Below are 22,551 nucleotides of genomic sequence, written 5' to 3'. Positions count from 1 at the left end.
GCGCTCAGCGGGGAGCAGCCGGTGACGGCGCGAGCGTGCCCCTGGCCAGGGGCGTACGGGCCAGGCGCACGCAGCCCGCGGCGATCAGGGCCAGCGCGACCAGCTCGGGCAGCAGCCACCACCCGGTCCGCAGCTCCTCGTCGAACAGGGTCACCCCGTACAGGATGCTGATCAGCGCGTCCCCCAGCGTCAGCATCGGCTGAACGGCCACCAGACTGCCCGCCTGCAGGGCGTTCTGGAGCAGGAAGAGCGCACCCACCCCGGCCGCCGCCGTGGCGTACAGCTGCCAGGACGCCAGCAGCGCGACCAGCCCGCCGTCGTCCAGGTTCGCCATCGCGTCCTTCATCAGCGCGGCCGTCAGCGCGTACCCGCAGGCGGCGGCCAGGCCCAGCAGCGCCGCCCGGGGGTTGCCCCGGGTGCGGAGCGCGGCGACGATCAGCCCCGCCTCGAACACCCCGGTCACCAGCAGCGCCGGAAGCCACGCCACGCCCTCCACCGTGTCGCTGCCCTCGACCGGGGCGGCCGCCGCCATACCGAGCGCCAGGCCCGCCGTGACCGCCGAGACCCCGGACCAGACGGCCGCGTCCGCCCGCACCCGCATCACCAGACCGGCCACCAGCAGGGTCAGCGGCAGCTCGATCACGAAGATCGGCTGGACCACCGCGATGGGCCCGGTGGCCAGCGCGACCGCCTGGCAGACCGCCGCCACGATCACCAGCCCGATCCCCGCCAGCCACACCCTCTGCCGCACCAGACGGGCCATCAGCGACAGCCGCATCGCCTCGCTGTCCGGCACCTCCATCGCCGCCCGGCGCTGGAGCACCGAGGCGGAACCGTTGCTGAGCGCGGTCAGGACGGCGAACAGGACACTGATCACCCGGTCATCATGGCGGCGGCCCGCCCGGGGCGCGCGGCGCACGGGTCCGGTGGGCGTAACGCCCGTACGCCACCCTCGCCGACCGTGTCCGACCGCGAGCCCCGATACCGTGCGGACCATGGCCGCGAAGACGCACCGCACCGCCGCACCGCCCGCCGTCCTCTCCTCCCGGGCGCTGAACCGCGCGACCCTGGACCGGCAGCTCCTGCTGCGCCGGTCACCGATGTCCGCGAAGGACGCGGTCGCCCATCTCGTGGGACTCCAGGCCCAGAACACCAAGCCCCCGTACTTCCAGCTCTACGCCCGGCTCGCGGACTTCGACCCCGAGGAGCTCTCCGCCCTGATGGAATCCCGTCAGGCCGTCCGGACCGTCTCCCTGCGCTCCACCCTGCACACCCACACGGCGGACGACGCACTCACCCTGGGGCCTCTGGTACGGGCGCCGCGCGACCGGGAGCTGAGGAACTTCCGGCGCGGACTGGCCGGCGTGGACCTGGACCGGCTGGCGGCGGTGACCGAGGAGTTCGTCGAGGAGCGCCCGCGCCCGCTGGGGGAACTGCGCGAGGAACTCCTCACCCACTGGCCGGACGCCGACCCCCTGGCGCTCTCCGCCGCCGCCCGCTGTCTGCTGCCCCTCGTCCAGGCCACCCCGCGCGGACTGTGGGGACGCGGCGGACAGGTCGCCCTGACCACCGTCGAGCACTGGCTCGGCCGGTCCGCCGACCCCGTGTCCGCGCCCGCGCTCGACGACGTCGTGCTGCGCTACCTGGGCGCGTTCGGCCCCGCCTCGGTGATGGACTTCCAGTCGTGGGCGGGCCTCACCCGTACCAGGGAGGTCTTCGAACGGCTGCGGCCCGGCCTGCGCACCTTCCGCGACGAGCGGGGCGCCGAGCTCTTCGACCTCCCGGACGCCCCGCGCCCCGACCCGGACACCCCGGCCCCGCCGCGCTTCCTGCCCGAGTTCGACAACGTGCTGCTCGGCCACGCCGACCGCACCCGGGTCATCCCGGAGGTCAACAAGGGGCGCAACGGGAAGGGCAAACAGACGTACGGGAGCGTCCTCGTCGACGGATTCCTCGACGCCCTGTGGCGCGTCGACCGGGAGGGCGGAACGGCGGTCCTCACCGTGCAGCCGCTCCGGAAGCCGACCCGCGCGCAGCGTACGGAGATCACCGAGGAGGCGGCGGGGATGCTGACGGTGATGACGGACGCGACGGACCACGAGGTCCGGTTCGGCACGTTCCTGGACTTCGGTGACTGAGCGGACCGGGTGGACCGGGCAGGCCAGAAGGGCTGAGCGGGTCGGGCGGGTCTGGAGAGCTGAGCGGGCCGAGTGGACGGGCTGAGCGGGCCGGGCGGACCAGGAGGGCGAGCGGGCTGGGCGGGCCAAGAGGGCTGAGTGGGCCGGGCGGAGACCGGGTGGGGCGTCCCCGGCCGTCCGGGTCAGGGCAGCAGCCCCGCCCGGCGGGCCGCCACCACCGCCTCCAGCCGGGTGTGCGCCCCCAGCTTCCGCATCGCGGACCGCAGATACCCCTTCACCGTCTCGGGCCGCAGCCCCAGCCGCTCGGCCGCCGCCGCGTTCGTCGCGCCCGCCGCCACACAGGCCACCACGTCCACCTCGCGCGGGGCGAGGCGGACCTCCCGGGCCGCGGGCGCCCTGGCCCCCGACGCCGAGGCGAGCCGGCCGCAGACCTCCAGCAGCTCGTCGCGCAGCACCGGGTCGACGACCCGCGGGACCAGGGCGCGCAGGTCGCGGTGGGCCTCGCGCACGTCCTCCCAGGCGCCCGGCACCGCGTCCGGGTCGCTCACCCGCTCCCGGCCCGCCGCCAGCAACTGCCGCGCCGAGTCCCGCACCGCGAGCGACTGCTCCACATCACGGGCCGCCGCCACCACCGCGTCGAACGTCCGGTCGCCGAGCGCCCCCGGCGTACGCAACGCCCCGTACAGCACGCCCCGCACCGCACGCCGCACGACGACGGGGACCGCGACGACCGAACGCAGGCCCTCCGCCGCCACCGCCGCGTCGTACTCGTGGCTGATGTGGCGGGACGCGGCGTAATCCGTCACCGCGCAGGGCCGGGACAGCGCGATGGCCTTGCCGCCCAGGCCGCTGCCGGCGGAGACGACCAGACCCCGCAGCGCGCTGGTCTGCGCCCCGTTCAGCTCGGCGATCCGTGCGTGGCGCGCGTCCGACAGCAGCCCGCCGAACACCACGGGAAGCCCGCTCGTGCGGCGCAGCCTCACCAGCGCCGCCTGCATCTCCACCGCATCGACCGCTTCCGGCACCTCGACGCTCCTCCACCCCGTCCCGCGCAACCCCCCGGACGGGGGAGAGGACCACCCCCGTCCGGGGGTGGTGAGACCTGGGTCACTGTTTACATGATGTTAGGCGACCGGTCCGTAATGAGGAGGGCACATGTCGGCAACCAGCGCGACCGAGACGTTCCGGGCCGCCCGGGACTTCCTGCTGGAGCACCGCGAGGACTACGAGCGGGCGTACGCCGGCTTCCGCTGGCCGCGGACGGACCGCTTCAACTGGGCGCTGGACTGGTTCGACGTCATCGCCGAGAACAACGACCGGACCGCCCTGCACATCGTCGAGGAGGACGGCCGGCGCACCGAGGTGTCCTTCGCCGCGATGTCGGCGCGCTCCGACCGGACCGCCAACTGGCTGCAGGCGCAGGGTGTACGGGAGGGCGACCGGATCCTCGTGATGCTCGGCAACCAGGTCGAGCTGTGGGAGACCGCCCTCGCCGCGATGAAGCTGCGCGCCGTCGTCATCCCCGCCACCCCGCTGCTCGGCCCGGCCGACCTGCGCGACCGGGTGGAGCGCGGCCGGGTGCGCCATGTGCTGGTGCGGGACGTGGACACCGCGAAGTTCGACAAGGTGCCCGGCCGCTACACCCGGATCGCGGTGGGGGAGGAGGTGGCGGGCTGGCGCCCGTACGCGGAGTCGGCCGAGGCGCCCGCCGGGTTCACCGCCCGGCGGGAGACGGACGCGGACGAGCCGCTGATGCTCTACTTCACCTCCGGTACCACCGCCAGCCCCAAGCTGGTCGAGCACACCCATGTGTCCTATCCGGTCGGCCACTTGGCGACGATGTACTGGATCGGCCTCAAGCCCGGCGACGTCCATCTGAACATCTCCTCGCCCGGTTGGGCCAAGCACGCCTGGTCCAACCTCTTCGCTCCGTGGACCGCCGAGGCCACCGTCTTCATCTTCAACTACACCCGCTTCGACGCGGGCCGGCTGATGGCCGAGATGGACCGCTCGGGCGTCACGAGCTTCTGTGCCCCGCCGACGGTCTGGCGGATGCTCATCCAGGCGGACCTGAGCCGGCTGGCCACCCCGCCGCGCGAGGTCGTCGCGGCCGGTGAGCCGCTGAACCCGGAGGTCATCGAGACGGTCCGACGGGAATGGGGCGTCACCGTCCGGGACGGTTTCGGGCAGACCGAGACCGCCGTCCAGGTCGCCAACACCCCCGGCCAGCCGCTCAAGACCGGCTCCATGGGCCGCCCGAGCCCCGGATTCACCGTCGAGCTGCTCGACCCGGTCACCGGGCAGCCCGGGGCGGCCGAGGGGGAGATCGCCCTCGACCTCGCCGACCGTCCCGTCGGGCTGATGACCGGCTACCACGGCGACCCCGACCGCACGGCCGAGGCGATGGCCGGCGGCTACTACCGCACGGGGGACATCGGGGCCCGTGACGAGGACGGCTACATCACCTACGTCGGCCGCGCCGACGACGTGTTCAAGGCATCCGACTACAAGATCTCGCCGTTCGAGCTGGAGAGCGCCCTGCTGGAACACGAGGCGGTGGCCGAGGCCGCCGTCGTGCCCGCCCCCGACCCGCTCCGCCTCGCCGTCCCGAAGGCGTACGTCGTGCTCGCGGACGGCTGGGAGCCGGGGCCGGACACCGCGAAGGTCCTCTTCGCGCACTCCCGGGCGGTCCTCGCCCCGTACAAGCGCATCCGCAGGCTGGAGTTCGCGGAACTGCCCAAGACCGTCTCGGGCAAGATCCGCCGCATCGAGCTCCGCGAACGCACCGCTCTCGGCACCGGAGCCGAGTTCGACGAGGGAGACCTGAAGTGAGCCTGCTCTCCTACGCGCACGGCACCGGCGACACCGCGCTGCTCGGCGACACCATCGGCCGCAACCTGGACCGGACGGCCGCCCAGCACGGCGACCGCGAGGCCCTGGTCGACGTGGCCTCGGGCCGGCGCTGGACGTACACCGAACTCGTCGCGGACGTCGACGAACTGGCCCGGGCCCTGATGGCGTCGGGCGTGGCGAAGGGCGACCGGGTCGGCATCTGGGCGGTCAACTGCCCCGAGTGGGTGCTCGTCCAGTACGCCACCGCCCGGATCGGGGCCGTCATGGTCACCGTCAACCCGGCCTACCGCGCCCACGAGGTGGAGTTCGTCCTGAAGCAGGCGGGCATCTCCCTGCTGATCGCCTCGCTCGCCCACCGCACCAGCGACTACCGGGCCCTCGTCGGGCAGGTCCGCGGCAACTGCCCCGGGCTGCGGGCTGTCCACTACATCGGCGACCCGTCCTGGGCGGAGCTGACGGCCGCCGCCCCCGGCGTCACACGCGACCAACTGGCGGCCCGCGAGGCGGAGCTGTCCTGCGACGACCCGATCAACATCCAGTACACCTCGGGCACGACCGGCTTCCCCAAGGGAGCGACGCTCTCCCACCACAACATCCTCAACAACGGCTACTTCGTGGGCGAGACGATCACCTACACCGAGGCGGACCGGGTCTGCCTCCCGGTGCCCTTCTACCACTGCTTCGGCATGGTGATGGGCAACCTCGCCTGCACCTCGCACGGCGCCTGCGTCGTGATCCCCGGTCCGTCCTTCGAACCCGCGACCGTCCTCGCGGCCGTGCAGCAGGAGCGCTGCACCTCGCTGTACGGGGTGCCCACCATGTTCATCGCGGAACTGAACCTGCCGGACTTCGCCGCGTACGACCTCTCCTCGCTGCGGACCGGGATCATGGCCGGATCCCCCTGCCCGGCCGAGGTGATGAAGCGGGTCGTCGCCGAGATGCACATGGCCGAGGTGTCCATCTGCTACGGCATGACGGAGACGTCACCCGTCTCCACCCAGACCCGCCGCGACGACGACCTGGGACGCCGGACCGGCACGGTGGGCCGTGTGCTGCCGCACATCGAGGTCAAGGTCGTCGATCCCGTCACCGGCGTCACCCTGCCGCGCGGCACCTCGGGCGAACTGCGCACCCGGGGCTACAGCGTGATGCTCGGCTACTGGGACCAGCCCGACCGCACCGCCGAGGTGATCGACGCCGGTCGGTGGATGCACACGGGCGATCTCGCGGTGATGGGCGAGGACGGTTACGTCGAGGTGGTCGGCCGGATCAAGGACATGATCATCCGAGGCGGCGAGAACGTGTACCCGCGCGAGATCGAGGAGTTCCTGCACGGCCACCCGAAGATCGCCGACGTGCAGGTGGTCGGGGTCCCGGACGAGCGCTACGGCGAGGAGATCCTCGCCTGCGTCATCCCCCGGGACCCGGCCGACCCGCCCACCCTGGAGGAACTCACCGAGCACTGCCGGGAGCGGCTCGCCCACTACAAGATCCCGCGCAGGCTGCGGGTCCTCGAGGCCTTCCCGATGACGGTCAGCGGGAAGGTCCGCAAGATCGAACTGCGTGAGGCGTACGCGGACTGACGAGACACGGACTGACGAGACGTGGGCGGACGGCGAGCGGCGGGAGGGGGCCGGGCGGGCGCCGGGTCAGGCGGCTTCGATGATGTCGGGGTCCCCTCGGGTCGCCGCCGCCCACTCGATGAGCAGCACCTCGTACGTCGCCGCCGCCACCGCGGACCAGTCCGGTCCGGTGGAGTCGACGAGCGCGCGGATGGCCTCGTTGGCCTGCTCGGCGGCGGGCGCGGGGCGGTCTGCGGGGCGGAAGCTGTCGGGGAGTAAAGCCATGCGCACAGTTTAGGGGCCGCCACTGACAGCGAGGGCTCCCGAGGCGTCCGACGCCCCGGAAGTGTCCGGAACCGGAGGCGTCCTCGCGGGCGCCGGGGCCTGCGCCGGCCGGGGAACGGCCGACAGCTCGCGGCGCATGCAGACCCGGGGCCAGCGGTCCAGACCGTGCTGGGCCTCTTCGGCGCGGATCGTGCGAAGCCCGTCGGTGAGTTCGTCCTCGCCCAGGATCCGGAATCCGATGCGGGCGTAGTACGGGGCGTTCCACGGCACGTCGGTGAAGGTGGTCAGGGTCAGCGCCGCCATGCCCTGCCGGGCGGCCAGGGCGGCGAGGTGGGCGATCAGGTCCCGCCCGATGCCCCGGCGGGCGGCGCCGGGGTCGACCGAGACCTGCTCGATGTGCAGGGCGTCGTCGACGGGATCGGCGAGCACATAGCCGAGCGGCCGGTCGCCGGTGGCGGAGAGGGGGTCGGTGGCCACCCAGCAACGGCCTGCCTGCCGGTAGCTCTCCAGCAGGTCGAGCGGGGGCGGATCGTCGTCGGCCACGAAGGCCATGCCCAGGGCGCGGAACGGTTCCCCTGCGGCGCGCTCGATCTCCTGGAGCAGCGGGAGATCCGGGCGTCTGGCGGAGCGGATACGCATGCACTCAGTGTGCCGCGCCGGAAGCCGGACCGGTACGCGGGTGGCCGGATCCGGCTCCCGGGGCGGGGCCCGGTTCGTTCGTTCAGGCGCCCGTGCTCACCAGTTCGTCCGCAGGGCCGTTCACCGGCTGCGGGGTTCCCGTGAGGTCCAGGACGAAGAGCGGGAGGCCGACGCCGTCCGCGCGGGCCCGCGCGTCGGCCGCGTACCCCGCGAGGGAGAAGAACACCCCGGTCGCCGAGGTGCCCAGGGCGTTGAGCCAGAGGGTCTCGACCGCGCGCAGCGTGGCCGGGCGGGTGCTGGAGTCGACCCGGGCGATGACTCCGTCGCCCCGCAGATCGATCCCGGAGGCCGGTCCGGCGCCCGGCCGCCCGACGTCGGCAAAGCCGAGCCAGGTCAGATACAGGCCGGCCGCGCTCACCGCGTCGTGGCCCGTACGGATCGCCGTCGGGCGGAACGCGGGGCGCGGGTGCGCGGCGGTGCGCGGCAGCGGGATGTGGGCCGGGGCGACCGGGGACCGAGGGGGCGGGGCGGCGGTCACCGGGCGCACCGGTATCCGCAGGACGGTGCCGCACGGGCAGCACAGCTCGGGTTGCGGCCACTGGTCCTCCCGGGCGCAGGACGCGCAGCGCACGGTGACCCAGGCGTCGTTCCAGCTGCGGTGGGCGACCCGGACCGCCGGGACGTCCGCCAGCAGCGGCGGGGCGGTGGGTCTGCCGCACGGGCAGGGGTAGGCCGGTGTGCTGAAGGCGTGGTCCCGGTGGCAGACGGGGCACCGGACCGGCACGGACTCCACGGATCCCTCCCTCCGGCACGGCCGCGCGGCCGACTCCGCTCCGTGCCTGACGCGTCACACCATCGTCCACCAGGAGCGGGGTTCCGGGGAGGTGATCGGCGTACTTCGTGCGATGCGTGCGGCGGTCCGCGCCCTTGACTGCGATCGCCCCAGCTTCTAGATTGCTTCCATATAGCAGAACTAAGTTTCCGTAATACGGAATTGGTGCTCTCAGGTGGCGCGACAGAGCCCGACTCCACCAATCCCGAGCAGGAGCTTCCATGCCTCGTATGACCGCTGCCCGAGCGGCAGTTGAGATCCTCAAGCGCGAAGGCGTCAGCAACGCGTTCGGTGTTCCGGGCGCGGCGATCAACCCCTTCTACGCGGCCCTCAAGGCCTCCGGCGGGGTCAACCACACGCTGGCCCGCCACGTCGAGGGCGCCTCCCACATGGCGGAGGGCTACACCCGGGCCGAGGCCGGCAACATCGGCGTCTGCATCGGTACGTCGGGCCCCGCGGGCACCGACATGATCACCGGTCTCTACTCGGCCATCGCCGACTCCATCCCGATCCTCTGCATCACCGGCCAGGCGCCCACGGCCGTCCTGCACAAGGAGGACTTCCAGGCCGTCGACATCGCCTCGATCGCGAAGCCGGTGACCAAGGCCGCGACCACCGTCCTGGAGGCCGCGCAGGTCCCCGGCGTCTTCCAGCAGGCCTTCCACCTCATGCGCACCGGCCGCCCCGGCCCGGTCCTCATCGACCTGCCGATCGACGTCCAGCTCACCGAGATCGAGTTCGACCCCGAGCTGTACGAGCCCATCCCGGTGCACAAGCCCGCGGCCTCCCGCAAGCAGATCGAGCGGGCCGTGCGGATGCTGAACGCCTCGGAGCGCCCGGTGCTCGTCGCGGGCGGCGGCATCATCAACGCCGACGCCTCCGAACTGCTCGTGGAGTTCGCCGAGCTGACCGGCGTCCCGGTCATCCCGACCCTGATGGGCTGGGGCATCCTCCCCGACGACCACGAACTGAACGCGGGCATGGTCGGCCTCCAGACCTCGCACCGCTACGGCAACGCGAACTTCCTGGAGTCCGACTTCGTCCTCGGCATCGGCAACCGCTGGGCCAACCGCCACACCGGCAAGCTGGACGTCTACACCCAGGGCCGCACCTTCGTCCACGTCGACATCGAGCCCACCCAGATCGGCAAGATCTTCGCCCCCGACCTCGGCATCGCCTCCGACGCCAAGGCCGCGCTGGAGCTCTTCGTCGAGGTGGCGCGCGAGCTGAAGGCGGCGGGCGAGCTGAAGGACCGCTCGGCCTGGGCCGCCTCCACGCAGGAGCGCAAGGCGACCCTCCAGCGCAGGACGCACTTCGACAACGTGCCGCTCAAGCCGCAGCGCGTGTACGAGGAGATGAACCGGGCGTTCGGCCCGGAGACCCGTTACGTCACCACGATCGGGCTCTCCCAGATCGCGGGCGCGCAGATGCTGCACGTCTACAAGCCGCGCCACTGGATCAACTGCGGCCAGGCCGGTCCGCTGGGCTGGACGATCCCGGCCGCGCTGGGTGTCGCCACCGCGGACCCGGAGGGCACGGTCGTCGCCCTCTCCGGCGACTACGACTTCCAGTTCATGCTGGAGGAGCTGGCCGTCGGCGCGCAGCACCGCATTCCGTACGTCCACGTCCTGGTGAACAACTCCTACCTCGGGCTGATCCGCCAGGCGCAGCGCAACTTCGACATCGACTTCCAGGTCAACCTGGAGTTCGAGAACCTCAACTCCCCGGAGCTGGGCGTCTACGGCGTCGACCACGTCAAGGTCGTCGAGGGCCTGGGCTGCAAGGCGATCCGGGTGACCGAGCCGGACCAGCTGCTGCCGGCCTTCGAGGAGGCGAAGAAGCTGGCTGCGGAGTTCCGGGTCCCGGTGGTCGTCGAGGCGATCCTGGAGCGGGTCACGAACATCGCGATGAGCGGCAGCGACATCGCGTCGGTGAACGAGTTCGAGGACCTGGCGACGGACCCGTCCCACGCCCCGACGGCGATCCGCCCCCTGACGGTCTCCTGACGGACCTGCCACCGACGAGGGCCCCTGGCCCGGAGCGACGCTCCGGGCCAGGGGCCCTTCGGGCTGCCCCGGAACCCGGCCCGCCCGGCGTGTGCGGGCGGAACCCTGGGGCGGTGAGCCCGAGCCCCTTTGAACGGGGCGGCCACGTGTCCCTGACGGGGCGGCCATGTGTCCCTGGGCGCAGGGTGCGGCACCACCGCTGAGGGGGTTCCGTCCTCAAGCGCCGGGCGGGCTGGATGTCCGGGTCCGGGCCCACCGCGAGGAGACGGGCCTGTACGGTGCCGGCCCACGGGCCGGCGCGCAGCGGGCCCCCGCGGGCCCCAGCGGATAGGGACCTCCGGGCCAGGGCCACCGTGCGGAGACGGCCTGGGAGTTTCCCCGGACGGGCCGAGAACGAGGGTGCGGGCATGCGAGAAGGGCGTGGAGTACGGGACCGTATCCGTACTCCACGCCCTCGATCAGGGAGGCGTCCCCGTTCAGGAGAGACGCCCCCGCTCAGGGAGTGACAGGGACCGCGGCGGCGGCGATCGGCCCGGGTGAGGGCGTCTCCTTCAGGTCAGGAGACGTTCCCCGGGCCTTCACCACCGCACTGGCATCGCACAGCCGCCGCGGCCTCGTCGTCCTGCCCGTCCCGCGCGACACCCCTCATCCGGGTGCGCGGTACGGGCAGGGTCCAGGGGGAGGCTCAGTCCTCGCGCAGGGCGCGGACCGCCTCCTCCACCCGCTTGCCGTAGTCGGCGTCGGCGGCGTGGAAGTGGGCGAGGTTCTTCTCGATCACGTCGTCGCGGGTGACCTGCGAGAGGCCTCCGGCGATGTTCGCGACCAGGCGGCCCTTCTCGTCCTCCGACATGAGCCGGAAGAGTTCGCCCGCCTGGAAGAAGTCGTCGTCCTTGGTGTGCGCGGGCGCCTCGTGCGTGCCCGTCCAGCCGTGGATCGCGAGCGGCGCGGCGAGCGCCGCGTCGGTCTGCGCCGGCCCGGCGTACGAGTTGGGCTCGTAGTTCTTGTCGTGGCGCGAGCCGTTGCGCGTCGCGTGCAGACCGTCGCGGCCGTAGTTGTCCACGACGGCGGTCCGCGGCGCGTTCACCGGCAGCTGGGTGTGGTTGACGCCCAGGCGGTAGCGGTGCGCGTCCGCGTAGGCGAACAGCCGGCCCTGGAGCATCTTGTCCGGGGACGGGCCGATGCCGGGCACGAAGTTGTTCGGGGAGAACGCGGCCTGCTCGACCTCGGCGAAGACGTTGTCGGGGTTCCGGTCCAGGACCAGGCGGCCGACCCGCTGGAGCGGGTAGTCCGCGTGCGGCCACACCTTGGTGAGGTCGAACGGGTTGAACCGGTAGTCCGCGGCCTCGGCGGCGGGCATCACCTGGACGTACAGCGTCCAGGACGGGTTGACGCCGCGTTCGATGGCCTGGAGCAGGTCCGTCTGGTGCGAGTTGGCGTCCTTGCCGACGAGCTCGGCTGCCTGGTCGGCGGAGAGGGACCGCACGCCCTGGTTCGTCTTGAAGTGGTACTTGACGAAGAAGGCCTCGCCCTCGGCGTTCGTCCACTGGTAGGTGTGCGAGCCGTAGCCGTTCATGTGGCGGTACGAGGCGGGGATGCCGCGGTCGCCCATCAGCCAGGTGACCTGGTGCGTCGCCTCGGGAGCGTGCGCCCAGAAGTCCCAGACGTTGTCCGGCTCCTGCTTGCCCGTGAACGGGTCGCGCTTCTGCGAGTGGATGAAGTCGGGGAACTTGATCGGGTCCTTGATGAAGAACACCGGGGTGTTGTTGCCGACCAGGTCGTAATTGCCCTCGTCCGTGTAGAACTTGAGGGCGAATCCGCGCGGGTCGCGGACCGCGTCCGCGCCGCCGAGGGAGTCGGCGACGGTCGAGAAGCGGATGAACGTCTCGGTGCGCTTGCCGACCGAGGAGAGGAAGTCGGCGCGGGTGAAGCCCGTGACGTCGTCGGTCACCTCGAAGTAGCCGTACGCGCCGGATCCACGGGCGTGCACCACGCGCTCCGGGATGCGCTCACGGTTGAAGCGGGCGAGCTTCTCCAGGAGGTGCTGGTCCTGGAGGAGGATCGGTCCACCGACACCGGCGGTGGCGGAGTTCTGGTTGTCGGCGACCGGGGCGCCTGACTCGGTCGTGAGCACACGCTTAGCCATGTGGCGGGATGACCTTTCGTACGAGCTGCTGACGGCTTGAGGAGCGTAGATTCGCCGCGGAGAGAACGTCAACAGTTTGTTGAAATCGAAGTGTGTGGTTCCGGGCCGCGGCGGCGCCTGGGCGCGACAGGACAGGTGTCAGCGCCACCGCGGCCCGGAGATCAGGGGGCCCGTCGTGCGGGCCGTGGCCCCGTACGAGGCCGGGGGCTCCTCGCGGAGCCGGGGAGGGGTCAGACCTGGGCGCCGGAGAGCCGCTCGACCGAGCGCAGCAGCGCCGAGTGGTCCAGGCCGCCGTCGCCCTGGGCGCGCAGCGAGGCGACCAGCTGGGCGACCACGCCGCCGACGGGCAGGGCCGCGCCGACGTTGCGGGCGGCGTCCGTGACGATGCCCATGTCCTTGTGGTGCAGGTCGATGCGGAAGCCGGGGGCGAAGTCCCGCTTCAGGAAGTTGTCCTTCTTGCGGGTCAGCACGGTCGAACCGGCGAGCCCGCCGTTGAGGACGTCGAGCGCGGCGGTGAGGTCGACCCCGGACTTCTCCAGGAAGACCACGGCCTCGGCGCACGCCTGGATGTTGACCGCGACGATCAGCTGGTTGGCGGCCTTCACCGTCTGACCGGAGCCGTGCGGACCGCAGAGCACGATGGTCTTGCCGAGCGCCTCCAGGAGCGGCTTCGCGGCGTCGAAGTCCGCCTGCTCGCCGCCGACCATGATGGACAGGACCGCCTCGATGGCGCCGGCCTCGCCGCCGGAGACCGGCGCGTCCAGGACCCGGATGCCCTTCTCCGCCGCGTTCTTGGCGAGGTCGACCGAGGTCTGCGGGGTGATGGAGGACATGTCCACCAGCAGCGCGCCGCGCTTCGCGTTCTCCAGGATGCCGTCCGGGCCGTACGCGATGGCCTCGACCTGCGGGGATGCGGGCACCATCGTGATGACGACATCCGCGTCCCCGACCGCGTCCGCGATCGAGGAGGCGCCGGTGCCGCCGGCCGCGGCCAGCCGGTCGATCTTGTCCTGCTCCAGGGTGTATCCGGTGACGGAGTAACCGGCCTTGATCAGGTTCTCCGACATGGGGGAGCCCATGATGCCGAGACCGATCCACGCAACCTTGGGGAGGTTGTTGCTCATGAGGGTGCCTTCCTGAAAAACGGGTGTACGTAAGACCCGGCGGGTCCGAGGGGACTGGACTCACCCCGTGACGGACCCGGCCGGTCAGCCGGCCGCTCGGGCCGACGGCGGGAGCCAGTCGAAGGAGTCGGCGCTCGGGCGCTCGCCCGGCTTGTACTCCAGGCCGACCCAGCCCGCGTAACCGGCGTCCTTCAGCTCGTCGAGCAGCCGCTCCAGCGGGAGGTCGCCGGTGCCCGGCGCGCCGCGCCCCGGGTTGTCGGCGATCTGGACGTGACCGGTCTTCGCGGCGTACGCCTTGATGACCTGGCTCAGGTCCTCGCCGTTCATCGAGAGGTGGTAGAGGTCCAGCAGGAACTTGGCGTTCCCGAGGCCCGTCGCCGCGTTGACCCTGTCGACGACCTCGATCGCGGCCGGTGCGCTGACCAGCGGATAGAGCGGCGACTCCGGCTTGTTCAGGGTCTCGACCAGGAGGATCGCCCCGACCCGGTCGGCGGCGCGGGCCGCCAGCACCAGGTTCTCCAGCGCGAGCGCGTCCTGGACCTGCGGGTCCGCGCCCTCGACGCGGTTGCCGTACAGCGCGTTGAGCGCCGTGCAGCCGACCGAGGCGGCGAAGTCGGCCGCCACCTCGATGTTGGCGCGGAAGCGGTCCGACTCCTCACCGGGCACGGAGAGCGCGCCGCGGTCGGGGCCGGGCAGCTGTCCGGCGTAGAAGTTCAGCCCCACCAGTTGGGTGCCGGCGTCGTCGAGCGCCTTCTTGAGGGCGTCGAGCTCCGCCTGTGGCGGGGTGGGGGTCTCGATCCAGGGCCACCACAGCTCGACCGCGGTGAAGCCCGCCGCGGCGGCTGCCGCGGGACGCTCCAGGAGCGGGAGTTCCGTGAAGAGGATCGAGAGGTTCACATCGAAGCGCTGGTCCGGGTATCCCATGAGGGTTTCGGCGCTCCTTCCGTATTGCGGAAGTTAGTTTCTGCTTAACGGAAGATTGCCCGGAGGGTGGCAGGGCTGTCAAGGGGGTGCCGAAAAATTCGCCCCGGCCGGCGGCCCGCCGACACGGCGGCGCGGGTGCCCTCGGACCTGCGGCAGCGGGCCCCTCGGGCGGGGAGGCGCCGGTGCCTGTGGCCACGCGAAAGCGGGGCGGAGGCCGTCGTCGGCCTCCGCCCCGCCCGCTTCTCACCCCGTACGCGCCGCTCGCGCGCCGAGCGCTATCCGGCCGGAACCGTGTCCTCGAAACTCGTCCCCGCACTGCGGTACGCCCCGACCATCGCGTTCACCTGCGAGGGGGTGAGCACCTGGTCCTTTACATGCAGGACGTAGTCCACCTGCTGGTCGTAGGCACGGGGTGTCGTGCTCGGCTGGCCCGCCAGATCGATCAGCCACTGGTTGAAGTTGATCGACATCGGACGCTCCGGCAGATACGCCGCCCCGTGCGTCCCGAAGTGCCGGCCGTCGACGTAGTACGTGATCCGGCTGTCGTCGATCGTCACCACCAGGTCGTGCCAGCCCGCGTACGACTGCCGGACCTGGCTGTGCGCGTTGACCGCCTCCCACGGGTCGGGCCGGTAGGTCTCCCACGAGGTCGTGTAGAGGATGTTCGCGGGCTCGCCCCAGCCGCCGTTCGGCAGATACTCGAAGTCGTACTCCGCGTAGTCGTCCGCCATCGGCGCCTTGAGGTCGTTGATGGTGAAGAACGTCTGCACGATCCGGTCGCCGTCCGGGCCCGAGCGCGGGGCGTCGCTGAACTTCACGCGGGACGCGTACGTCCCGTTCTTGAACTTCATCGACCTGGTCAGGATCTCGGTGTGCTTCGTCGACGCGCCCGTGCCCGCCGTCGACGTCTCCAGGTTCATCACCGAGTTGCCGTTCTGCGAGGCGAAGGTGACGTTCTCCGGAGCCCAGGTCGCGCCCGGCACGCCGGGCCCGCCGGAGTTGGACCGTACGCTCCAGCCGTTGGCGCCGATCCGCGGATCGGTGTGCGAGCTGTAGTCGAAGTCGTCGAAGAGCGTCGGCGCGTCCCCCGGCGGGTCGGTGGGCGGGTCCGTCGGGTCCGGCGGATCGGTCGGACCGTTGCCGCCGGGGGCCTCGCCCCACACGGTCGCGCCGTTGACCTGGGCCGTCACCGCGGACCAGTCGCCGTACGCGGTCTGCTGAGGCCCGAAGGAGTAGTCGTCGGACTGGACGAGCGGAGCCCAGGAGGTCTGGTGGAACCGGAGTTGCATGTCCCCGGTGTCCGCGCCCGGGGCGAGCGAGCCCGCCCCGGCGGTGAAGCCGATCTCCAGATAGCGGTCGGCGGTGGCGGTCGGGTTCGCGAGCGTCCCGAACGTGCCGGTGATGTTCGCGCACCCCTTCACCGCCCAGGAACAGGCGAACCGGTAGGCGGCGGACGCCGAGTCGGCCTTGAAGTAGTAGCGCATCTTCACGCTGCTCAGCGGTACGGACCCGGAGCCGGCGTTGCGGACCTTCAGCCACGGCTCGCTCTGGTCGGCGCTCGCACCGGACGCGCTCGTACGGTACTGGACCACGATCCCGTCGGCCGCGGCGGACGCCGAGGACGGCCACGCGGCCAGACCGGCGGCGGCCAGGGCCACGGCGGCGGCCGAGGCGGCGGCGGTGCGCAGCCTGCTCCGGCGGGGGTGGGTGGGCGGTGTGTTCACAGGCGTGTTCCTCTCCGGAACGGTGGTGGGGGACGGGTCACGGGCGGAGTCGCGCTGTTCCTGCGGAGGGGGACGCGTACGCCGCCGTCGCGAGCGACCGCGCGTCCAGGGGGCGGTGGCGGACGCCCAGGGCGTCCAGCCGGGCGGTGTGGTGACGCAGCCGCTCGACGAACCCCGGCCAGTCGCCGCGCCCGCCGGACCAGGAACGGTCGGCGAGCGCGCAGAGCCGGGGAAAACTGAGGTAATCGATCTCCTCGGGGGTGCGGGCGTACTCCGTCCACAGCTGCACCTGGGTCCCGAGCACCCGGGCCCGCTCCGCCTCCGGCCAGTCGTGCGGCGCCGGTTCGTAGCCGTGGACCGTGTGCAGGAGGACCGGCGCACCGGGCTGGGCGACCGGTTCGGACGGGTCCGCCGACTGGGCGTAGTCGAGATAGGTGGCCCGGTGGTGCGCGGCGATCACCTGATGGCCGCGGCGGGCGGCGGCCCGGGCGTGCGCGGCATCGCGCCAGGTCATCACCGTGAATTCCGGCGGGAGTTCGGTGCCGTTCTCGACCCAGGCGAGCGGAATCCGGCCGCGCTCCGCCAGGAACGCCCCGACCCGGCCCAGGAACCAGCCGTGCAGCCCGGCCGGGCTCGCGAGTCCCAGGGCCGCCGCACGCTCACGGGCCGCCGGGCTGTCCTCCCACTCGGTGGTCGGGCACTCCTCGCCGCCGAGGTGGATGTACGGCGACGGGAAGACGTCCATCACCTCCTCCAGCACCGCCCGGCAGAAGTCGAAGACCCCCTCGTGGACGCCGAGGATCGTGTCGCACACCCCCCAGCGGGTCCACACGTCCAGTTCTCGCCCCGGGTGGTTGCCCAGCTCCGGATAGGCGGCGAGCGCGGCCCGCACATGGCCGGGCATCTCGATCTCCGGTACGACGGTGATCCCGCGCTCCCCCGCGTACCGCACCAGACTCCTCAACTCCGCCTTGGTGTAGTGCCCTTCGTGCGGCGCCGCGTCGAAGTGCGCCCCGTCCGGACCGGTCGGGCCCTTCTGCGAACGGGCCCGCCGGGAGCCGACCGAGGTCAGCCGGGGGTAGGCGTCGACCGGCATCCGCCAGCCCTGGTCGTCGGTGAGGTGGAGGTGCAGGACGTTGAGCTTGTGCAGCGCCAGCAGGTCCACGAACCGGCGCAGACAGCCGATGGGCTGGAAGCGGCGCGCCACGTCCAGCATCGCCCCGCGCCACGGCCGGTCCGGTACGTCGGTGATCTCGACGCAGGGCAGCTGCCAGGAGCCGGCGCCGGCCGGTCCGCCCGACAGGGCCTCGGCGGGCAGGAGCTGGCGGATCGTCTGGATGCCCCGGAGCAGCCCGGTGCGGTGGGCGGCACGCAACTGGAGCGCCTGCGGGGCGACCGTCAGCCCGTACCCCTCCTCGCCGAGGCCGCCGAGCCGGTCGTCCAGGGCGAGCACGATCCGTCCGTCGGGCGACACCGGGAGCGGCAGGCCCGCGGGGCGGCCGACGAGGGTGCGCAGCAGGTCCGCCGCCGTCTCCGCGCCCGGCAGCGCGCGGACGGTGGTGTTCCGGTCGAGGGTGAGCCGACCGCCGAGCGAGGAGACCTTGCCGGGGTGGGGGAGGAGGGAAAGGGCGGGGTGCGGTGCGGGCACGGGCGTCTCCGGGGTCGGTTCGCGGACGGGGGACGGGGGACGGGGGACGGGGGGACGGGGGACGGGGGGGCGGGGGGGCGAAGCGGCGTTCTCCGCCCCTCAGCCCTTCACGGCGCCGGCGGCGAAGCCGGACGTGACATGGCGCTGGAGCAGCAGGAAGATCACCAGGGCGGGCAGCGCGAAGAGGGTGGAGGCGGCCATCGTGGCCCCCCAGTCGGTGCCGAAGGTGTTCTGGAAGGAGGACAGCCAGACCGGCAGCGTCCGGTTGTCCTGCTGCTTGATGATCAGGAAGTTGGCGTAGGCGAACTCGTTCCAGGCGGTGATGAAGCCGAACAGCGAGGTCGCCATCAGCCCCGGCGCCAGCAGCGGCATCGCGACCCGGCGGAACGCCCCGGTCCGGGTGCAGCCGTCGACCTGCGCCGCCTCCTCCAGCTCCGGCGGGATCGTCCCGATGAACCCGCGCAGCACCACGACGGTGAACGGCAGCGTGATCATGAAGTAGACGAGGGTCAGCGTCGGCAGCCGGTCGAGCATGTTCGTGTCCCGGGAGATGATGTAGACCGGGATGATCAGCGACTCCCAGGGCGCCATCTGTGCGATGAAGATCATCAGCATGAACTGCCGCCGGCCCCGCCACCGCAGCCGCGCCACGGCGTACGCCGCGCCCAGCGCCACCACCAGCGCCAGCAGGACGGCCCCCAGCGTCACCAGGATGCTGTTGCGCCAGAACAGCGCGAACCCGTCGGCCTCCACGGCCCGCCGGAAGTGGTCGAGGGTCCAGGTGTGCGGGACGAGCCGCGGGTCGGCGGACTGGATGTCCTTGGACGGCTTGAAGGCCGTGGAGATCATCCAGTACACGGGGAAGAGGCAGATCACGACGGTCACGGTGGCGGCGAGGCGCAGCGCAAGCCGACGGAGGAGCGGGCGTACGGCAGGTGTGCTCATCGGGTCTCGTCCTCCTGGCGGAGCATCTGGCGGAAGTACAGGACGAGCACCCCGGACATCAGGACCACGGTGACCATCGAGGCGGCGGAACCGAGGTCGTACCGCTGACTGGAGAGCGCCGTCTGCACCGCGTAGACGGGCAGGATCGTCGTGGCGTCACCCGGCCCGCCCCGGGTCATCACCCAGATCTGGACGAACGCCTTGAACGTCCAGATCACCTCCAGCGACAGCACCAGCAGGAAGACCGGCCGCAGGATCGGGAAGGTGACCGAGCGGAAGATCCGCCCCGCGCCCGCCCCGTCCAGCCGTGCCGACTCGTACAGTTCGGGGGAGACGGTCGTCAGCGCCGAGTACAGGGTGATCGCGGCGAACGGCACCGACTGCCAGACGATCAGCGTCACCAGGATCGCGAAGGCAGCGGTGCCGTCGGCGAACCACGGATAGCGCTCGAAGGAGTCCAGGCCGAGCGAGGTCAGCGACCAGTTGACGATGCCGAACTCCGAGTGGAACAGCCACTGGAAGACGGTGGTCGCCGCGACCACCGGCATCGCCCAGGCCAGCACCAGCGAGCACAGCACCACCGTCCGCCCGATCCGGCCCAGCCGCTCCACCATCAGGGCGACGAGCGTGGCGATCACCATGATCAGGACGACGTTGACCGCCATGAACAGGAACGTGCGGCGGACCACCTCCCAGAACCGGGGGTCCGTCAGCAGCGTCCGGTAGTTCCGCAGGCCGACGAAGTCCGCGTCACCGGCGATCAGCTGGCGCAGCCGGAAGTCCTGGAAGGAGATCAGGACGGCCCGCACCAGCGGGTAGACCAGTAGATAGAGCATGCCGCCGACGGCCGGGGCCACCAGGGCGTACGGCCAGAGGCTTCGGGCTCTGGCCGATCCCCCGCGCGGGGGCGGGGACGTGGGGGCGGAGAGGCGCGGGGCCGGGCCTCGCCGGGGAGTGCTGGGCGCGGTGCGCTGGTCGAGGGCCGGCACGGCACGCCTCCTTTCTCGGAGCCGGGGGAGGGCCATGCGGGGTCAGGAGCCGGCGTTCATGGCCCGGGTGATGTCCCGCGAGGCCTTCGCCGCTTCCCGTGCCGCATCTCCTCCGGTGAGCACGGCCGTCATGTAGTCCTTGATCGGGTTCTCCGCCTCGACCGCCGCCCAGCCGGGGGTGTTGGGCGTGGCGTGCCCGTTGGCCGCGCCGACCGCCATCGCGGCGGCCCCCGGGTCACCGGCCACGGCGGCGGCCAGCGACGTCCGGTTCGGTACGTAGCTCATGGCGACGGCGAGCTTCTTCTGCCAGGTGTCCCCGGTCAGCTCCTTGATGAAGGTGACCGCCGCGTCGGGGTGGGCCGCCGCGGTCGGCACGACCAGGTCGGAGCCGCCGGTGAAGACCGCGCCCGGGGTGTCCGCCGTCTTGCCCGGGATGGGGAAGAAGGCCAGCTTGCCCTTGAGCTCGGGGTTGTGCTCCGCGATGACGTTGGCCCCGCCCGGGGTGGAGATGACCTGGGCCACCTGCCCCTGGGCCATCACCTCGGCCTGCGGCGGGTCGTCCTCGTCGGAGTCCTTGGGGCCCTTGCCCAGCGCCTGGAGCCGCTCGTAGAACGCCATGCCGCGCAGCGCCTCGGGGGTGTCCAGCGCGCCGGACCACGTCCCGCCGGACTCGGTGGCCAGGTCACCGCCCTCGTCCCAGACGAACCCGGCCAGCGCGTACCACATCTGCCCGGGCAGGTAGATGCCCTGCGTGCCGCCCTTGTTGAGCTCCGTCGTGGCGTCGATCCACTGCTCACGGGTCTTGATCCCGGCCGCGTCGACGCCCGCCCGCTCGAAGAGGTCGGTGCGGTAGACGATCACCCGGTTCGCCGCGTAGTACGGGATGCCGTACTGCCTGCCCTCGAACGCGCCCGGTTCGGCCAGGCCCCTCAGCCAGTCCTCGCCGTTCAGCTCGTCCGTGCGGTCGGTGAGGTCGAGCAGTCCGCCGCTCTCCGCGTACTGGGCCACCTGGGTGTTTCCCGCCTCGATGACGTCCGGGGCGTCGTTGCTGGCCAGGGCCGCGGTGATCTTCTGGCCGATCCCGTCCCACTCCTGGATCTGGATCTTCACGTCGATGTCCGGGTGGCGCTTCTCGAAGTCGGCGGTGAACTCCTTCTGGAACTGCGTCGAGACGCTGTCGCGCATCAGCCAGACGTCCACCGTCGTCCGGCCGTCGCCGTTCGCGGCGTCCGGCCCGGACGACGGACTGCAGGCACTGAGCGCGGCGGTCAGGACGAGCACGGACCCACCGGCGAGCAAGCGGTACTTCACGGTTCACCTCGGGAAGCAGAATGGATCGGACGGACCTGGCGAGGCCTGACCACCTGACCAGTGAGCCTTACTGGACAGCTCGCTTGTCGGTGGTGGACGAAGGTGGCATAGACCAATAGGGCCGTCAACCCCTCTTGTTGAACGCGAAGTTGGCGATCCACCCTCGATCGCATCGGTCGGCCCAGCTCCGGAAAGCGCTACACTGCACCTGACCAGCAAGCCAGTTGAGGTGACGGTGTGGTCAACTGGTAAGAAAAAATCCGGCCGTCAGGAGGGGAGACCATGGACGCGGATGTGCCGGGGACGGTGCTCAAACGGGAGCGGACCCGCGATGCCGTACTGGAGCTGATCGAGTCCCGCAGCCCCGGCGACGCCATCCCCTCGGAGCGCTCCCTGTGCGCCCTGCTCGGTGTGTCCCGGCCCACCGTGCGCGCGGCGGTCGACGAGCTGGTCGCCGCCGGACTCCTGGTGCGCGAGCACGGCCGGGGCATGTTCGTCGCCCCCGCCAAGATCACCCAGGAGCTGGTCGCGGGTGACCGGGCGCTCGGCGTACCCCGGGCGTCGGGGGCCTGGTCGAGCCGGCTGCTGGAGTTCACCACGCTCCAGGCCGGGGCCCGGGTCGGCCGCAAGCTGCGCATGTCGCCCGCCGCCGAGATCGTCTACGTGGCCCGGCTGCGGCTGGTCGACGGGGCGCCGATGGCCATCGAGCATCTGCACATCCGGGCGGAGCTGGTGCCGGGCCTCAGCGCGCAGGAGCTGGAGAGCGGCGACCTGTACGAGCATCTGCGGACCACCCACGGCGTGCAGGTCCACGAGGCGGTCCAGGGCATCGAGCCCACCGTCGTCACCCGCGCCGAGGCCGGGCTGCTCGACGTCCCGGAGCTGTCCCCGGCGCTGCTCTTCGAGCGGCTGACCTCCGACACCACGGGCCGTCCGGTGGAGTACGTCCACTCGCTCTACCGGGGTGACCGCTACCGGATCGTCTCCCGGCTCGCGCTCGGCCCGGCGGCCGAGGTCGCCCCCGATCCGGAGGGGCACCACCCGGGCATCCCGCCCGGCGACTTCGCGCACGGCGACGCCATCGCCTCGTCGACCAGGGGGGACATCCAGGCGGGGGCCTGACCGGGCGCGGCCACCGCCGTGTGCCGGACGGACCGTACCGGGTGCCCGGCAGCCGCTCCACCGGCGGTTGCGGCGCCGCGCGCCCCTCCGGGGGCCCGTCCGGCTGCCGAGCGTGCACCGGGGCCCCGGCGGCCCTGCGGTTCCCGGGGGCCGTGCCCCAGGGGCCCGCCCTGCGGCTCCCGGGCCCGCGGCTCCCGGGGTCCGCGCCCCACGGTTCCCGGGACCCGCCCCTTCGGCCCTGCCGCCCTTGCCGCTCCCTTCCCGGGCGCCGGTCGACGCCCCGCGCGCTGCCGCTCCCGTGACCAC

18 protein-coding genes are annotated in these 22,551 nt (G+C 72.1%); 5 read left to right on the top strand and 13 right to left on the bottom strand.

The genetic code is table 11. The features are described 5' to 3' along the window. Positions 1–4: 4 nt before the first annotated feature. Positions 5–877, bottom strand: a complete 873-nt coding sequence (locus KME66_RS04730; protein ID WP_216319295.1) for a DMT family transporter — start codon at positions 875–877, stop codon at positions 5–7. Between the two features lie 118 nt (positions 878–995). On the opposite strand from KME66_RS04730, the gene KME66_RS04725 reads away from it, so the two are divergent. Further along, on the top strand, positions 996–2,138 hold the full coding sequence (locus KME66_RS04725; protein WP_073221385.1) for a winged helix DNA-binding domain-containing protein: 1,143 nt from the start codon (positions 996–998) through the stop codon (positions 2,136–2,138). A gap of 182 nt (positions 2,139–2,320) precedes the next feature. Here the strand turns inward: KME66_RS04725 and KME66_RS04720 are convergent, their stop codons facing one another. After that, entirely contained in the window at positions 2,321–3,163 is an 843-nt protein-coding gene (locus KME66_RS04720) for a response regulator transcription factor (protein WP_216319293.1), read from the bottom strand. A gap of 130 nt (positions 3,164–3,293) precedes the next feature. On the opposite strand from KME66_RS04720, the gene KME66_RS04715 reads away from it, so the two are divergent. Beyond that, complete coding sequence (locus KME66_RS04715; RefSeq protein WP_216319290.1) at positions 3,294–4,970, top strand: AMP-binding protein; 1,677 nt, start codon at positions 3,294–3,296, stop codon at positions 4,968–4,970. After that, positions 4,967–6,574 (top strand): AMP-binding protein, encoded by a 1,608-nt coding sequence (locus KME66_RS04710; protein ID WP_216319287.1) that lies wholly within the window; start codon positions 4,967–4,969, stop codon positions 6,572–6,574. Before KME66_RS04715 ends, KME66_RS04710 begins: the two co-directional genes overlap by 4 nt. Before the next feature lie 66 nt (positions 6,575–6,640). On the opposite strand, the gene KME66_RS04705 is transcribed toward KME66_RS04710, so the two are convergent. The 3 genes from KME66_RS04705 to KME66_RS04695 form a co-directional block, all read right to left on the bottom strand. Further along, positions 6,641–6,838 carry a hypothetical protein gene (locus KME66_RS04705; RefSeq protein ID WP_073221663.1) on the bottom strand — a complete coding sequence of 66 codons (198 nt, stop codon included), beginning with the start codon at positions 6,836–6,838 and terminating at the stop codon, positions 6,641–6,643. 9 nt (positions 6,839–6,847) lie between these two features. Further along, positions 6,848–7,477, bottom strand: coding sequence for a GNAT family N-acetyltransferase (locus KME66_RS04700; protein WP_216319284.1), 630 nt, complete (start codon positions 7,475–7,477; stop codon positions 6,848–6,850). An 82-nt stretch (positions 7,478–7,559) separates the two neighbouring features. Then, entirely contained in the window at positions 7,560–8,270 is a 711-nt protein-coding gene (locus tag KME66_RS04695; RefSeq protein WP_073221399.1) for a hypothetical protein, read from the bottom strand. A 260-nt stretch (positions 8,271–8,530) separates the two neighbouring features. Here KME66_RS04695 and gcl point away from each other — a divergent pair, with 260 nt between their 5' ends. Further along, positions 8,531–10,315, top strand: coding sequence for a glyoxylate carboligase (gene gcl / locus KME66_RS04690; protein WP_073221401.1), 1,785 nt, complete (start codon positions 8,531–8,533; stop codon positions 10,313–10,315). A gap of 685 nt (positions 10,316–11,000) precedes the next feature. Here the strand turns inward: gcl and KME66_RS04685 are convergent. The 8 genes from KME66_RS04685 to KME66_RS04650 all read right to left on the bottom strand — a co-directional run bounded on the left by KME66_RS04685 (position 11,001) and on the right by KME66_RS04650 (position 21,123). Beyond that, positions 11,001–12,458, bottom strand: a complete 1,458-nt coding sequence (locus tag KME66_RS04685) for a catalase (protein WP_073221404.1) — start codon at positions 12,456–12,458, stop codon at positions 11,001–11,003. A 230-nt stretch (positions 12,459–12,688) separates the two neighbouring features. Next, on the bottom strand, positions 12,689–13,582 hold the full coding sequence (locus tag KME66_RS04680; RefSeq protein WP_073221407.1) for a 2-hydroxy-3-oxopropionate reductase: 894 nt from the start codon (positions 13,580–13,582) through the stop codon (positions 12,689–12,691). An 84-nt stretch (positions 13,583–13,666) separates the two neighbouring features. Then, positions 13,667–14,506, bottom strand: coding sequence for a TIM barrel protein (locus tag KME66_RS04675; protein WP_073221410.1), 840 nt, complete (start codon positions 14,504–14,506; stop codon positions 13,667–13,669). A 275-nt stretch (positions 14,507–14,781) separates the two neighbouring features. Beyond that, positions 14,782–16,230, bottom strand: coding sequence for a cellulose binding domain-containing protein (locus KME66_RS04670; RefSeq protein WP_216319281.1), 1,449 nt, complete (start codon positions 16,228–16,230; stop codon positions 14,782–14,784). 37 nt (positions 16,231–16,267) lie between these two features. Beyond that, a complete protein-coding gene (locus tag KME66_RS04665) occupies positions 16,268–17,878 on the bottom strand; it encodes a beta-N-acetylhexosaminidase (RefSeq protein ID WP_216319277.1) in 1,611 nt (536 codons plus the stop codon). A gap of 99 nt (positions 17,879–17,977) precedes the next feature. Then, positions 17,978–18,823, bottom strand: a complete 846-nt coding sequence (locus KME66_RS04660) for a carbohydrate ABC transporter permease (protein WP_216319261.1) — start codon at positions 18,821–18,823, stop codon at positions 17,978–17,980. Further along, positions 18,820–19,812 (bottom strand): carbohydrate ABC transporter permease, encoded by a 993-nt coding sequence (locus tag KME66_RS04655; protein ID WP_216319258.1) that lies wholly within the window; start codon positions 19,810–19,812, stop codon positions 18,820–18,822. The genes KME66_RS04660 and KME66_RS04655 overlap by 4 nt, the downstream gene beginning before the upstream one ends. A gap of 42 nt (positions 19,813–19,854) precedes the next feature. Beyond that, positions 19,855–21,123, bottom strand: a complete 1,269-nt coding sequence (locus KME66_RS04650; protein ID WP_216319255.1) for an extracellular solute-binding protein — start codon at positions 21,121–21,123, stop codon at positions 19,855–19,857. A gap of 282 nt (positions 21,124–21,405) precedes the next feature. On the opposite strand from KME66_RS04650, the gene KME66_RS04645 reads away from it, so the two are divergent. Beyond that, positions 21,406–22,245, top strand: coding sequence for a GntR family transcriptional regulator (locus tag KME66_RS04645; protein ID WP_216319252.1), 840 nt, complete (start codon positions 21,406–21,408; stop codon positions 22,243–22,245). Positions 22,246–22,551: the final 306 nt, after the last annotated feature.

It is taken from the genome of Streptomyces sp. YPW6 (assembly GCF_018866325.1).
Classification (GTDB): Bacteria; Actinomycetota; Actinomycetes; order Streptomycetales; family Streptomycetaceae; genus Streptomyces.
This window is presented reverse-complemented; position numbering and strand designations above follow the sequence as displayed.

Bases quoted from the DNA above. Each gene is read 5' to 3' on its own strand.
- KME66_RS04705 (WP_073221663.1), bottom strand. From the start codon at position 6,838: ATGGCTTTACTCCCCGACAGCTTCCGCCCCGCAGACCGCCCCGCGCCC.
- KME66_RS04675 (WP_073221410.1), bottom strand. From the start codon at position 14,506: ATGGGATACCCGGACCAGCGCTTCGATGTGAACCTCTCGATCCTCTTC.
- KME66_RS04680 (WP_073221407.1), bottom strand. From the start codon at position 13,582: ATGAGCAACAACCTCCCCAAGGTTGCGTGGATCGGTCTCGGCATCATG.
- KME66_RS04725 (WP_073221385.1), top strand. From the start codon at position 996: ATGGCCGCGAAGACGCACCGCACCGCCGCACCGCCCGCCGTCCTCTCC.
- KME66_RS04700 (WP_216319284.1), bottom strand. From the start codon at position 7,477: ATGCGTATCCGCTCCGCCAGACGCCCGGATCTCCCGCTGCTCCAGGAG.
- gcl (WP_073221401.1), top strand. From the start codon at position 8,531: ATGCCTCGTATGACCGCTGCCCGAGCGGCAGTTGAGATCCTCAAGCGC.
- KME66_RS04715 (WP_216319290.1), top strand. From the start codon at position 3,294: ATGTCGGCAACCAGCGCGACCGAGACGTTCCGGGCCGCCCGGGACTTC.
- KME66_RS04645 (WP_216319252.1), top strand. From the start codon at position 21,406: ATGGACGCGGATGTGCCGGGGACGGTGCTCAAACGGGAGCGGACCCGC.
- KME66_RS04660 (WP_216319261.1), bottom strand. From the start codon at position 18,823: ATGAGCACACCTGCCGTACGCCCGCTCCTCCGTCGGCTTGCGCTGCGC.
- KME66_RS04685 (WP_073221404.1), bottom strand. From the start codon at position 12,458: ATGGCTAAGCGTGTGCTCACGACCGAGTCAGGCGCCCCGGTCGCCGAC.